The sequence below is a fragment of the Selenomonas sp. oral taxon 920 genome, from assembly GCF_001717585.1.
Taxonomy (GTDB): Bacteria; Bacillota; Negativicutes; order Selenomonadales; family Selenomonadaceae; genus Centipeda.
The window spans coordinates 499,409-512,091 of sequence record NZ_CP017042.1 but is presented as its reverse complement, the minus strand read 5'-3'; the positions used below and the strand labels follow the sequence as shown (position 1 = coordinate 512,091).

The 12,683-nt window shown below is 45.2% G+C and carries 13 protein-coding genes; all 13 read right to left on the bottom strand.

All coding sequences use genetic code 11. From position 1 onward, the window contains the following. Nucleotides 1-244 precede the first annotated feature (244 nt). The gene (locus tag BCS37_RS02355) at nucleotides 245-1,294 is read right to left on the bottom strand and encodes a hypothetical protein (protein WP_069179976.1); all 1,050 of its coding nucleotides are present in this window, start codon (nucleotides 1,292-1,294) and stop codon (nucleotides 245-247) included. Continuing rightward, complete coding sequence (locus tag BCS37_RS02350; RefSeq protein ID WP_069179975.1) at nucleotides 1,287-2,066, bottom strand: AAC(3) family N-acetyltransferase; 780 nt, start codon at nucleotides 2,064-2,066, stop codon at nucleotides 1,287-1,289. The genes BCS37_RS02355 and BCS37_RS02350 overlap by 8 nt, the downstream gene beginning before the upstream one ends. After that, entirely contained in the window at nucleotides 2,063-2,308 is a 246-nt protein-coding gene (locus tag BCS37_RS02345) for an acyl carrier protein (RefSeq protein WP_069179974.1), read from the bottom strand. Before BCS37_RS02345 ends, BCS37_RS02350 begins: the two co-directional genes overlap by 4 nt. Nucleotides 2,309-2,310: 2 nt before the next feature. Then, nucleotides 2,311-2,961: a cyclase family protein gene (locus BCS37_RS02340; RefSeq protein WP_069179973.1), complete on the bottom strand. Its 651-nt coding sequence runs from the start codon at nucleotides 2,959-2,961 to the stop codon at nucleotides 2,311-2,313. A 1-nt stretch (nucleotide 2,962) separates the two neighbouring features. Then, the gene (locus BCS37_RS02335; RefSeq protein ID WP_069179972.1) at nucleotides 2,963-3,598 is read right to left on the bottom strand and encodes a glyoxalase/bleomycin resistance/dioxygenase family protein; all 636 of its coding nucleotides are present in this window, start codon (nucleotides 3,596-3,598) and stop codon (nucleotides 2,963-2,965) included. Beyond that, nucleotides 3,582-5,012, bottom strand: coding sequence for a class I adenylate-forming enzyme family protein (locus tag BCS37_RS02330; protein ID WP_069179971.1), 1,431 nt, complete (start codon nucleotides 5,010-5,012; stop codon nucleotides 3,582-3,584). The genes BCS37_RS02335 and BCS37_RS02330 overlap by 17 nt, the downstream gene beginning before the upstream one ends. Nucleotides 5,013-5,041: 29 nt before the next feature. Beyond that, nucleotides 5,042-6,352 (bottom strand): DUF4910 domain-containing protein, encoded by a 1,311-nt coding sequence (locus BCS37_RS02325; protein WP_069179970.1) that lies wholly within the window; start codon nucleotides 6,350-6,352, stop codon nucleotides 5,042-5,044. Nucleotides 6,353-6,388: 36 nt separating this feature from the next. Continuing rightward, entirely contained in the window at nucleotides 6,389-7,534 is a 1,146-nt protein-coding gene (locus tag BCS37_RS11695) for a glycosyltransferase family 4 protein (protein ID WP_083205755.1), read from the bottom strand. Then, a complete protein-coding gene (locus BCS37_RS02315; RefSeq protein WP_069179968.1) occupies nucleotides 7,509-8,438 on the bottom strand; it encodes an NAD-dependent epimerase/dehydratase family protein in 930 nt (309 codons plus the stop codon). The genes BCS37_RS11695 and BCS37_RS02315 overlap by 26 nt, the downstream gene beginning before the upstream one ends. Nucleotides 8,439-8,449: 11 nt before the next feature. After that, on the bottom strand, nucleotides 8,450-9,073 hold the full coding sequence (locus BCS37_RS12330; protein WP_069179967.1) for an acyltransferase: 624 nt from the start codon (nucleotides 9,071-9,073) through the stop codon (nucleotides 8,450-8,452). 6 nt (nucleotides 9,074-9,079) lie between these two features. Next, nucleotides 9,080-9,559, bottom strand: a complete 480-nt coding sequence (locus BCS37_RS11690) for an acyltransferase (protein WP_159057706.1) — start codon at nucleotides 9,557-9,559, stop codon at nucleotides 9,080-9,082. A gap of 206 nt (nucleotides 9,560-9,765) precedes the next feature. Further along, nucleotides 9,766-10,743, bottom strand: a complete 978-nt coding sequence (locus tag BCS37_RS02305; RefSeq protein ID WP_237142730.1) for a glycosyltransferase — start codon at nucleotides 10,741-10,743, stop codon at nucleotides 9,766-9,768. A gap of 36 nt (nucleotides 10,744-10,779) precedes the next feature. Further along, nucleotides 10,780-12,675, bottom strand: a complete 1,896-nt coding sequence (gene asnB / locus BCS37_RS02300) for an asparagine synthase (glutamine-hydrolyzing) (RefSeq protein ID WP_069179966.1) — start codon at nucleotides 12,673-12,675, stop codon at nucleotides 10,780-10,782. Between the last annotated feature and the right edge of the window lie 8 nt (nucleotides 12,676-12,683).

The window sequence follows — 12,683 nt, the reverse complement described above, 5'->3', positions numbered from 1 at the left end:
CGCCCCGTTGCTCCCTTTCCTTCCCCGAATTTTCCGTTTGGACGAGAAATTCGGGAACATGGGCGCACTTATCCCATTATCATACAAAACGCACTCTACCTTCCCGCCTTCAAACACGTAGCGAGATTCGCCAACGCAAAGAGCAGATAGTATTGGAGCAGGTTCTTCCTGAGTCCACGATACCTTGTCTTACCCGCATGGAACATCCTCTTCACGATCAGAAACGGACTATTTGGAATATAAATCACTGTTCACCACCAAAGTAGTTAAAGAAATCAAGCAACATCCCGCTCTCATGATCCTGCGGCAGTTTCCCGGCCAATTCCTTCAACGTATCGACATTCATGCCTACCTGATCATATTTGCAGTACTCTCGAATGAGCATCAGCGGATTTACTTCATAGGCAGCAGAGACTTTATGAATTTCCTGCAAATAACTGCTGTGAAATCCGGAGATGCCGCATTCTACATCAATAGGGTTGATTCCACGATTCTTCACCAGAGGATAGACATACTTTTTACTGAGCAACAGCATTTTTATTTCATCAACATGGAGATCACAGCCCATTTTCTGCAGGCATATGGTGAGTTCCTCCAGAGATGTGTTACCCGCACTTCTTCCTAGTCCCTGCAGGGAGCAATCGATAAAGTCAATCCCAAGCTCGACGGCATACAAACTATTTGCGAGTGCCATCCCAATATTATTATGCCCATGAAAGCCTGTCTTGATATTGCTGATCTGCTTGATGGCATTGAAATATCGCTCCACATCGGACGGCAGCATGCCACCGGCAGAATCTACAATATAGACCAAATCACTGCCCCACGACTCTGATTTCCGCACTGCATCCTGAAATTCTTCCAATGACGATGCATAGGACTTCATGTAGTTTGATGCAACATAGAGCCCCAGCCTCTTTGCTTCTTTGATATAGGCTTCCGTCTTGTCAATGTCTTCTACATTGCAGCCAATACGAATAAAGCTACACCCATAATCTGCTGCCAGTTTAATATCATCCAGTTCGGCAATGCCAGGGATGCAGAATATGCCATATTTGATACGATGCAGATTCTTTTGCGCACATTTCAGATACTCTTCATCGTTATGAAGTGCCTCCCATTTCTTAATACGGTCAGCACCAAGCCCCATCCCATGGCCGATCTCTGTATAGTGAAAGCCTAGATCCTCTACTCCTTGACAGATGTGTTTCTCATCTGCAGTGGACATCTGGAACTTGACAACATAGCTGCCATCACGGCAGGTAACATCCATGATCTCAAATTTATTATTCATCGGGAAGCGACTCCTTGACGCAAAAAACTCTTGGGCGCACTTTCAGCAATTCTGTGAAAAAATCGTAGTATTTCTGTGTCGAAAACGCTAGGATTGTTCCCTTCCCCAGATTCACCTGCTTCGACACATTCTGTGCCTTACATAGTTCATCAACACGTTCCATAGACGGGGCATCATCCGCTCCGTCAAACACAAAATGTACGGCATAATCTTTTTTTACAATACCATGGATTATTGTCTTTCCATTGAACGCTTTATTATATCTATAAGAAACATTATTGTTCCGCTCGATAAAGTGTATAAAGGTAGATCCGGAATCAAAATTCATGCAGATAATCTTGCCGTTATGCTGCATAAATTTATCCCAAAAGCAACTCTTCCCAAAAGCCTCATGGATATTGCTCTGCATATACTCTGCCATATGCTTTCCAACACCGCATACGGAGAAATTCGGATCTAACGTGCGATTATTCGGATATGTTTTTCTCATATACTCGGACAGCATACCACAGTTTGTCTTTGTTTGATAGGGATCATACACTTCATTATGGCAGTAAGAATACGAAAATGTTGGTGTAACAACAGTTCCCTCATCCCCGATGACTGATCGAATTACAGTCAGGAACATCTCACAAAGCTGATCGGCAGAACGGCATCCCTCCAAAACACCAAAAAATCCGAGGTTGCTGTGAATGAACACATCATCCCCCTTGTCGATCCCAATATCCATAAGCGCTTTTGTGATATCTTGAGTCGTATAATCTCCCCTCATTTTTCTGCTTCCTCTGCCAAAGCCTTGGCAAGACCACGAATAGTGGAAAAAGCGCGATCCTGAAACCGATCGTTGTCAAAAGATACGCCAAATTCGTCCTCAATGTCGGACATCAACGTAATAAAGGCAAACGAGTCAATGTATCCCAAATCAAAAAAATTCTCGTCGAGGTGCTCCTTGATTGCAGCCTCGGCAGCTCCATGTGCAGCAAACCAATGTATGACCCAATTCAAGTGGTTCATCTTTACTCCTCCAGCACAATTACTCTTGACGGAGCACCGTCACAATCCCTTAGTTTCAAGGGAAGCGGAAAGATTGTATGAGACTTCGTGAGATCAAGCTGATCCGTATTCGTCAAATATTCAATAATCGTCACATCCGATTTCAAGAGAATCTTATGTACGGGTGAATCGTCCATTTTTCCGATTGCAGCTCCGGTATCGGGAGATGGTGTATCGAGTGCAAGAACACGCATACCGCCATCGACGAGATACCGCGCAGCATCTTCCGAAAAGAACGGAAAATCTTTGTAAAACTGTGTGGTCTGCCAGTGGCGGAACCAATCGAAACGAAACAGCATCCGTTTTGTTACAGCAAGGGGTTTTACATCCTGCAGGGAAACAATATCTCCCGTACCTTTATGTGTCATATTGACAACCTGGCATGAACCACAGATTTTGTCCAAATCAACCTGATCGATTCCTGCCGTCCTATCCAAAAAATGCAGTGGGGCATCCATGTGTGTTCCCGTATGACTGCCCAGCGTTATGCTATGCGTATTTCTTCCCACCGTCGCAAGCGTTCCAAGCGGCGCAAGCTTTACTTTTTCGTGCCACGGTGTGCCGCACGTCATACAGTTCTTATCTATGGTGTAGCTAAGATCGATGATCTTCATATCAAGCCCTCTCTTTCTTGATAGAAATCAATTCTACCAATTCCCCATTCTCTCCTTCAGCAAATGCAATATTCATCCATCGTTCTTGTACTTTGATAGGGGATATCTCCGAGATTGGAAAACCGGCGGCAGCACATTGAGCCAGATGTTTTTGGATATTATCGACAAAGATCCCGATCGATGAAAATCCGGCAATATCCAGAAAAGGCTCTCTCGCACACATAGAATTCTCAGAGAGTTGAATAAAAATCTTGTTTTTATCCAAAAACGGAGATAGAACCAAATGTTTCATATTGTTTGCCTCTTTTGCTCCAAGAGAAAGAAAAAATCTGTGGGCAGCCGGTATGTCAGAAACTTCCCAAAAGATCGTATCATCCTTGAATGATAAGGTTTTCGTGTTCGGAAGAACCTCCGGATATTGGGTGATTTCGATCGGAATGCCTCGGCCATTCGGAGCAGTTGGAGCGAGCATAATAATATTATGCTTTGGACTCTTAAATTTCAAATACTTCATCTTACACGGAATATTATTGAGTTCTATGTCCCGAAAAACCTCTATGTAATGTGCGGGAACATACCTCGCCGCCTCCACTTCACTGGAACACGAGAATGAAATATGATCAAACTTTAGTATCATATTGCTCCTCCACAATGTTTGCAATCGCACGTTTATCTACTTTACCGTTCAGATTCTTGGGAAGTGACCTCATACGCTCAAGAAAATCTATTTTGCTGTGTTTACCAAGTACGCTTACAATCATATGGTTAATGTCTGTTATGCCGTATTCCCTAGCAGCAACGTAGCAACATACAATCATTTCTTCGCCGCGAATCAACGCAGAGGTAACGGCGCACTCAGAGATATCTTCCTGTTCGAGTACGGTGTTTTCAATATCTCTCGGATTGACATTATAACCACCTCTAACAATGACCTCTTTTTTTCGTCCTGCAATGACGAGATTTCCATTGTCATCAAACCGCCCAAGATCACCTGACAAATAAAATTCATCGTTCATATAGAGGGACGTGTCTTCATTGGTATACCCTAGAAACATCCAAGGCACACTGATCTGCAGTTCACCATCCTCGGAACAGCGAATTTTTACGCTAGGTAAAAGTCGCCCAACCGTATGTCTTGATATATACTCCTCTGGAATTTCCGTCGAAATGAACAGGGTTTCCGAGAGTCCATAGCTTTGATAAAGCCGGATGCCATATTTTCCTTCCACTTCATCCCGCAGATTTTTATCCAATGGCGCTGTTCCGACACTGATCCTTACGTTATGCTCATGCAGATACGCCTTCATCGCGGCGCGCTTATCCATCATGTTGGCAATGCGAAGCATGGTCGGGGATAACCATAGTGTATTAACCGAGCCCTTCTTGATATTATCCCAAAAGGAAAACGAACTTTTCATCGAAAAACGCTGAAGTACGACAATACAGCCGCCCATAAGATACGGCATGATGACGGTATTCAATATGCCGGCCATATAGGTCATCGGCATACAATGTCCCATGACCGTGCGGTGATCATATTTGAGCATGATGCCAAACTCATACGCCGCATGAAACAAATTCGACGCCGTATGTCGAACGCCCTTCGGCATTCCTGTACTCCCAGAAGTATAGGTGATTAAAAAAAGTTTGTCAAAATCCACGCGTTCCCATAAAAGCCGCGTGGATTTTTTTTCTGCATATACTGGGAAAGACACGAGCTTCTGGACTGCATTATTGTCCAAGAAAAAAGCCGCAGAATGCAGCTCCCTGATCCGCTGGATCTCTCCGATTTCTTTTTCTGGATCAATCGGGACCATCACTTTCCCTGAAAAAAGCCCCGCAAAATATAAGATTACAAGTTCTGCAGAGTTATCTGCACAAATAAGAACCTCATCTGCCATATGTTCTTTCATATAGGCGGACAGGAAATTTACTGCAGCAGAAAACTCAGCATTGGTATATTTTCTTTCACAAATGTTGTCATTAAGAACAACATGCCCTGGTGGAATCGAATCCAACAGCTGCAAAATATGAGAGAATGCCCCTTGCATAAAGAATGCTCCTATGACCTAGACAATTTTTATACTACTCGTAGCAATTCAGCCTCTTTTAATCGCCGAATAATAGGGATCAATTGATTTACAGATACTCCGATTCGCTCACTGATCTCTATCAGATCATGCTTCCCGTCTGCATAGGCAATGAAATCCACCATTGCCGCGATCCCATCATAACTGCCCTTCTGACTAACCGTTGGATACAGACCGCGTTTCCCTAGCTGCGGTTCACCGAGAACCATCATCTGATATTTTTCGTTGGCTTCTAGTGTCTGAATGACTTGCGTCATGACCTCATAACTGCCCTGAAAGCCCTCTGGGGAGACCAGTGTCATATCATCCGCTGATGTATGATACTCAGGATATTCTCCAAACTTAGAGCGGCAGTAGCATACAACAGGTAAATCGATACCAGGCGCATTGTACTGGCGTTCATCTGAACCACGCTCCAAAAAAGAATACGTCGTATAGTCGTCCACATGGTAGCGCAGCACATTCTTCAGCACCCGATCCGCAAGTGTGTCAGCATACCTCGTCTCCACAATGGAATAGGCTCGATCATCACCGACACAAGAGAGATTGAAGCCGGCTAGCATTGTCGCCTTCATATGAGCCAGATGATCTTCCGTACTCATATAGCTGATCGATCCGATCGTTTCTGGAATAAAGATAAAACGATAAGTGTATTTGCGCCGTTCCATACTTGCAACAAACCGAATCAGCTCCGCCGCAAGTGCGGGACCCGAGCATTCATTGTTTGCCATCGACGGATGACAGATGTAGGTAGAGAAGAAAATCTCCTGCTCCATCTCACCTGGGATAACTGCCTCTGCATAATTTAATACACCGTCAAACAGCTCACTGTCGATATACATGTGATACTTCCCATGAGCAAGTGTATCTTTTTGACATTCACTCATACAGAACCCATAACGCTCCTTGTAGTAGGATGTAACATAGGGGATTACGTTGGGCTGGTTCCGCTCTGTATAGATATACTCCTTCAGTTCATCCAGATCCACCCAACGATCCACATGGGTTGAATACCCCATAACATGCAGGTTATTTTCCTGCATATCAACAATACGGTTTCCCGCCTCATCCTCAATATAGGCCTCCTGAATACGCCATTCCTTTGGAACTGTCCAGTCAAAAACAGGCGTACCCGAGGGAATTTCGTGAATATGCAGTTGAGCATTGGTTCCGGTTTCAATATATTCCTTCAAATCCGCAAACGTACAGCGAACGCCCCCTCCCGTGATACTTCTGCAATACGGGAATATCTTTTTTGCCAGATTGTATATATTCTGTCCTTTATGATGTACCGATAACATATACGGTTCTCTCCTTTCTATCCACAAGAGCATTTTTCATGATGACAGCACGATCTCAACATAGTCCTGTACAAATTTTTGAAGAGCTGTCTCATTTCTTCTCTTCAATACCTCAACGTCTTCATCCAGTGCCGGCTGCTGCAACATATCCCACATCTTCTTCGCTAAATCTTCAGGATCTTTTGGATTGAAAAACACACCTTTCGACGGTGCTTGCTCTCTGTGTACCTTCAGATCTGACAGCAGTATCGGTTTCCCCCGATATTTTGCCTCCTCTACTGTGGTACTCCACCCTTCAAAAAACGAAGGGTTGATATACCCCAAAGAGCCCTCTGCCAAGGCCTGCACATCTGCATAGGGAATCATGCCCAAGATCAAATATCGGTCGCTGAGTTCGTGTTCCTTAACGAACGCTTCGATCGCAGCAAAGTGTCCCGGTGCTCGATAATCATGCGTATTCCCCGTTGATACGACGCGGACAAACTTTCCTTCTTCCTTTAGAATACGGAGTGCTTCTAGAACCACCTTATGATTTTTATGTTTCCAGTATTGATTCGGCAAAAAGAAATACTTTCCTGTAATGCCATATTTCTCCTCAACCAAATTCACCTGTTTGGGCGAATCAAAATCCAAAACGGGAGCAAAACGCAGGACACATGCTTTTTCTTTATACTGTGGGTAATATTTTATAAAATCAGCCTTTGCGGTCTCACTGCTGAGGATCACCTTATCCATACATTCTGCTATATGCTCAAATTCTGCATCTCGTCCAGAAAGCTCTTCTTTTGAAAAAAATTCCGGCAGATACTTGTGTTGAAAGTCCGGAATCCATGCGATATTTTTTACTCCCGAACACCGAACGGAATCCGGCGCATGGGAGAGAACTCCGACACCATGACAACGAAGATGCCGCGCCAGAAATCGATCTTCATGAAAAAATTTCATCCCCAGTTTTCGCACGAACCAAGGAAGTGTCCATCGTGCAGGAAATGATACAGATACAAACTCGATATTCTTTGACAGATCACGAAACGCATCCATATCCTGCCCTTCGGGGAGAAACACCTTGACACGAATAGAGTCCGATGCATATCGCGAAATCGCAGTAAGGAGATTCCGATAGTAATTTACTCCGCCAAGCCAGTTGTTCGATAGGTCAAGCACGAATGCTACGGTCACCATACTCCCGATACCACCTTACATACTCTCTAATCCCTTGTGTCAAATCGACAGACGGATGCCATCCCCATTCGGACACCGCAGCAACATCCGCCACATAATGATTTGGATTCCCTGCATTGACTTCTCCACCGAAGGCCGGCCGCTCTTGCGCCCCATAAGCTTCAAAAAGGATGCCCAAAACCTCTTTGATCTTCACTGCATGACCCGTTCCCACATTGACAACGGGACATTTGGACGATGCCTTTTCCCCTGCAATTAGAAATGCCTGCGCCACATCGGAAACATGAACCCAGTCCCGCGTCTCCTCACCGGTCCCCCAAAAGGTATTGATGCCCTGTGACAGCTTGCTGCAAGCATCCCACAGCAACTGTTTTTTCAGACCGTTCCCGTATACCGAAAACAACCGAAGCACCGCAGCACGAACCCCATATTGCTTCGCATACATGTCACACAGCTCTTCCACGATGCTTTTATGCACGCCATAGGGAGAAATCGGATTAGGCGTCATGTCCGTCGTCAACGGAAGCATCTCTTGATTGCCGTAAATTGCCGCACTGGATGGGTACAGCAGTCGTGTCTGTGGAGAGAAAACACGAATGTATTCGAGCACATAATGCGTTGTCCAAACCGTTCGCTCAAAATCCTTCATTGGATTGAACAGAGAAAAGCCGACCGATCCGCTGCCTGCACAGTGAATGATAATATCCACATCAGAAGCATAGCTTTGAAGCGAATCCATGTTAACATCAGCATTGTGCCACTCATCAATTCCCCATACTTTTGCCTCAGATACACTCCATGTTCCATGTCCCAATCCAATGACGTAAAAGCCAGCATTATGATAGGTTTTTGCTGTGTACCTTCCAATAAAACCATAGGCACCTGTCACCAAAATGTGCTTCACCCAATCCCTCCTCAATGCTGCAGTTTTTTCACCTCACACGCCGGATTTCCTGCCACAACAATCCATGCAGGCACATCATGTGTTACCACGGCACCAGCGCCAACAACTGCGCCTTCGCCAATCGTAACACCTTTTAAGATGATCGCATTCATGCCAATCCAAGCCTTATCACATATCCTAATTGGTGCAGTATTCACCTTAGACCAATCTTTGTTTGCAATGAAATTTCTTCCTGCATGAAAATCTTCATTTTGCTGACGAATATCTTCAACCCGATCCCGCCAATCCAAGGAATGTGAGTCATGGTCGTAAATGCAAACCCCCCAAGCAATGGTTACATCATTACCAATTTCAATCTTACTGCGCGAAATCAGCCACGTTCCACTGTTGATAAAGGAACGATCTCCTATAGAGACAAAGCCTTGGTCAGACTCAAAGACAAACGTGCACCCTAAGATGCAATCATCCCCAATAGAAACACGTTGTTTACCATGATCAATACGGCAATCAATACGTGCACTATCCATAAACGAAGATGCTTTTCCTATTTTTACGAAATAGGGATGTCGATCAATTTCTCTATGTATATCATATCCCAATCGTTTTCGTAACCATTGCAGAAATGCTCTTAACATATATTCTCACTCCAACGGATGGTCATCCGACAATTTTTTTATAATCTGAGCTGGATTTCCACCGACAATGACACTGGGTGGAACATCCCTAATCACAACAGCGTGAGCGGCGATCACTGCACCTTCTCCTATTGTTACACCTTTCATGACGCATGCACCAAATCCAATCCATACATCATCCTTAATGCAAATTTCCTGACCATTCAGATCAAAATTTTTAGGAAAACCGTTTTTTATAATAGATAAGAAATGATTATGCCGTGCTTTCTTTTCTACCGGATGATCATTAGAGTCATGTATATCGACATTGTGTGCAATTAGCACGCGGTCGCCAATAGAAATCCTCTTCTCAGACCAAATTCTCGTTCCCTCTCCAATATAACAATCATCGCCAATTTGAATTTTTCCTCTATATGGATAAACTAAAAGTTCTCCACGAATATGGGTTCCTCTCCCTATCAAAATATTATCACTTTCATTTGACATATTTATTATTTTGGATTGTCGATAAAACTTAGTGTTACTCCCCACAATACAACGTTTTTGTTGTAACCTATTATGAATATGTTCCCATAAATTTATCATGCGACATAATAAACGAAGTATCACAGCATATAGCATCTATCATCGCACCTTTTCCTCAAAAGCACATTGCTTTTGATGTTATTGTTAAGATTCTCCCTCTCTCTAACCTAAGGTTGTAACAGTTTTCGTATGCTGTTCTTCCCTTTGCTTGCCAATCGCCTAAGGAAACTCTGTTTCTGTCTCTCAAAAAAGAGGCGGTGGCGTGCTCTTGCAAGGGGAAGTTCTTGGATCTCTAAAGGAAAATATTGTATTACATCCATATTGACAGCGGAGTCATATAGATTGGTCGTACCACAATGCTCGCCCGTTCCATCCATACCGACATTCAGCGTAAGTGAGGTTCTTGGTGTCAGGGTCAGTCCCTGATTCCGGAAAATAGCAGCATACCAGAAAACAGCCCACGTGTATAGTTGACCTTCCTCATTGGCTATGACTTGTTGCCAAACGTCCACTGCACCCTCAAGATTGAACCGATAGATATCATCTTTTGTAAATTCTTGTATTAACTTCTCCGGTTCTCTCTCGAAATGTGACCATGCATCCTTCCACGTCGCCCATCCCCAGCAATACCCATAATGCATGAAAAAGACTTCAGGTAAATCCTCCGTTGCGAGCGGATACATGTAAGCAGAGATATTCATAACCCGCGGAGATCCCTTGTATATCTCAAGCGCATCATTCATGTACTTCAGGAAATACTTTGATGTAACAATGTCATCCTCAAGAACGATGATCTTCCCATATTGATTTACAATCTGCGTCACACCATTCATGATATTGCGTGCAAGCCCCCAATTCTCCTCACGAAGAATGATATGGACTCCACGAAATCCATCAATCGTATGGAGATAGTCGCGCACCGCCTGTACAGCTTCGGCCGCCGTCTCCGTCTTTGGCGCATCGGAGTATATATAGAGCACACTTTCCTTTGCATAGAGATTTTCCCGAAGAGCCTCCACCGTCTGCTTTGTATGGTCAAGGCGGTTATAGGTAAAAAGTACAATCGGCGCAAGATTGTTCATATACTCTGCATGAGCATTCTCGTCATGATCCCATACCAAGTCGGCGTAGTTCAAATCAATCACCCATTCAATCGAAAGATCGTCTGCACTGCATCGAAGTCACGCCAGTCTGCATGGATGCAGTTCCAGCCACATGGAGAGCTGCAGCAGCATCCATTGCTGCCAAACAGCATTCTGGTCTTTCATAATCGCTTGTACACCATCGAAATCAAGAACATCAAAGATCTTTCTGTCTCGTTCGTGCAGATAAACCGAAGTCATCTCCTTCACCTTGGGTTCCTGCAGCCATGCGCCGAACGGTGGCGAAAATCCGTTTTTGGCAAAGCCCTTTACCGCATCCGTCCAGCGATTGCCCAAGGCTTTTCGCATGATGTACTTCGCGGACTTCTCGCGCACTTTCATCGAAAATGGCAGACTGATCGCAAACATTGCCAATTCGACATCACAGAACGGCGTCCTGCTTTCAAGAGAAACCGCCATCGTCGTTCGATCCGATTTGACGAACCCGTTGCCCGGAAGATAGTCGAGCAAGTCAATGCGGATTGCATCATCAAGCGCGTTCCCTCCGAGAAGTCCCTCGTTCAGCCAATAATCATCGCCAAGCGGTGCAAGACCGAGCGCATGTGCCTGTTCCTTACTGAGCAGTCGAAACGTGCTCCGTGCGTAATCCGCAATGTTTTGTGGAGCATCCGCATAGATGTCGAGAGCACGCATACGAATCTCCGTATCACGCACAGCAGATGACTGTCTGTCCATAGAGCACAGTGTTTTCAGTTTTCTTTTTACACGCTGCGCGAAATGAGCTGCCTGAAGCCGTCGTCGATATAACGAGATGGAAATATTTTGTTCCTCAAAACGCCGTGCATAGGCGAATGCGGAATATTTGGTATCGTAGCCGCCCAGCATCTCATCGCCGGCATCTCCGGTCAGAACGACCTTAGCATGCTTGCGCGCCTCCTTCGCGATCAGATAGGCAGGAATCGCAGCAGGATCGGCAAACGGCTCATCGAAGATTTCCTGCATCTTTATCAACATCGATGCCGTATCAAAATCAATATCTCGCACATTAATATGGTTCGTTCCATATCGTTCCGCCATCGTATGTGCAATCGGCGACTCGTCAATCCCTTCGCGAAAGGAAAACGAAATGGTCGTCAATTTCGGCACATAGTCCGATGCAATCGCAACAACAGAGCCGGAGTCCAGTCCGCCGGAGAGAAACGCTCCCACAGGGACATCGGCGACCAGCTGCCGCCGAACCGCCTGATGAAAAAGCCGCGAAAACTCCTCGACAGCCTCCTCCTCCCCGATTTTCGTATTCGTCTCGGGAAGTGTCCAGTACCGTTCGACCTCAATGCACCCTGCACGATAGCAAAGCGAATGCGCGGGCGGCAGCGTAAATATGTTCTTATAAATTGTAAGTGTCGGATAAATATATGAGTAATTCAAATAATGCGAGACTGCACGCATATCCAGGACAGGGTCAACGAGATTGCTTGCTAGGATCGACTTGATTTCTGAGGCGAAGATCAGCTCTCCATTTCGTCCGACAGCATAGTAAAACGGCTTCTCTCCGAATCGATCACGCGCACAAAAAAGACGTTGCTCCCGATCATCCCATAGAGCAAAGGCAAACATGCCCGGCAGATGCGAAAGCATCTGTCCGCCATATTTCTGATAAAGCGCAAGGAGAACCTCCGTATCTGAGTTGGTGTGAAAGGCCGTCCCATCTGCGTAAAGTTCCTCACGAATTTCACGAAATCCATAGATTTCCCCATTGAACACAACGCCCATATCATTGTGTTCCGAGAGCATGGGCTGCCGCCCGGACACCATGTCTACGATGCTAAGACGCACATGTCCGAGAGCACAGTTTGAGAACATATACACGCCCTGCTCGTCCGGTCCACGATGTCGGATCGTGTCAAGCATTGCATCAACACACTCTTTCTCCTCACTTGCTCCTGGACGTACGATCCCCGCAAATCCGCACATACGCTCTC

What these genes read in the sequence shown, in the direction of transcription:
- BCS37_RS02355 (WP_069179976.1), bottom strand. Translation starts at nt 1,294, where the DNA reads ATGAATAATAAATTTGAGATCATGGATGTTACCTGCCGTGATGGCAGC.
- BCS37_RS02350 (WP_069179975.1), bottom strand. Translation starts at nt 2,066, where the DNA reads ATGAGGGGAGATTATACGACTCAAGATATCACAAAAGCGCTTATGGAT.
- BCS37_RS02345 (WP_069179974.1), bottom strand. Translation starts at nt 2,308, where the DNA reads ATGAACCACTTGAATTGGGTCATACATTGGTTTGCTGCACATGGAGCT.
- BCS37_RS02340 (WP_069179973.1), bottom strand. Translation starts at nt 2,961, where the DNA reads ATGAAGATCATCGATCTTAGCTACACCATAGATAAGAACTGTATGACG.
- BCS37_RS02335 (WP_069179972.1), bottom strand. Translation starts at nt 3,598, where the DNA reads ATGATACTAAAGTTTGATCATATTTCATTCTCGTGTTCCAGTGAAGTG.
- BCS37_RS02330 (WP_069179971.1), bottom strand. Translation starts at nt 5,012, where the DNA reads ATGCAAGGGGCATTCTCTCATATTTTGCAGCTGTTGGATTCGATTCCA.
- BCS37_RS02325 (WP_069179970.1), bottom strand. Translation starts at nt 6,352, where the DNA reads ATGTTATCGGTACATCATAAAGGACAGAATATATACAATCTGGCAAAA.
- BCS37_RS11695 (WP_083205755.1), bottom strand. Translation starts at nt 7,534, where the DNA reads ATGGTGACCGTAGCATTCGTGCTTGACCTATCGAACAACTGGCTTGGC.
- BCS37_RS12330 (WP_069179967.1), bottom strand. Translation starts at nt 9,073, where the DNA reads ATGTTAAGAGCATTTCTGCAATGGTTACGAAAACGATTGGGATATGAT.
- BCS37_RS11690 (WP_159057706.1), bottom strand. Translation starts at nt 9,559, where the DNA reads ATGTCAAATGAAAGTGATAATATTTTGATAGGGAGAGGAACCCATATT.
- asnB (WP_069179966.1), bottom strand. Translation starts at nt 12,675, where the DNA reads ATGTGCGGATTTGCGGGGATCGTACGTCCAGGAGCAAGTGAGGAGAAA.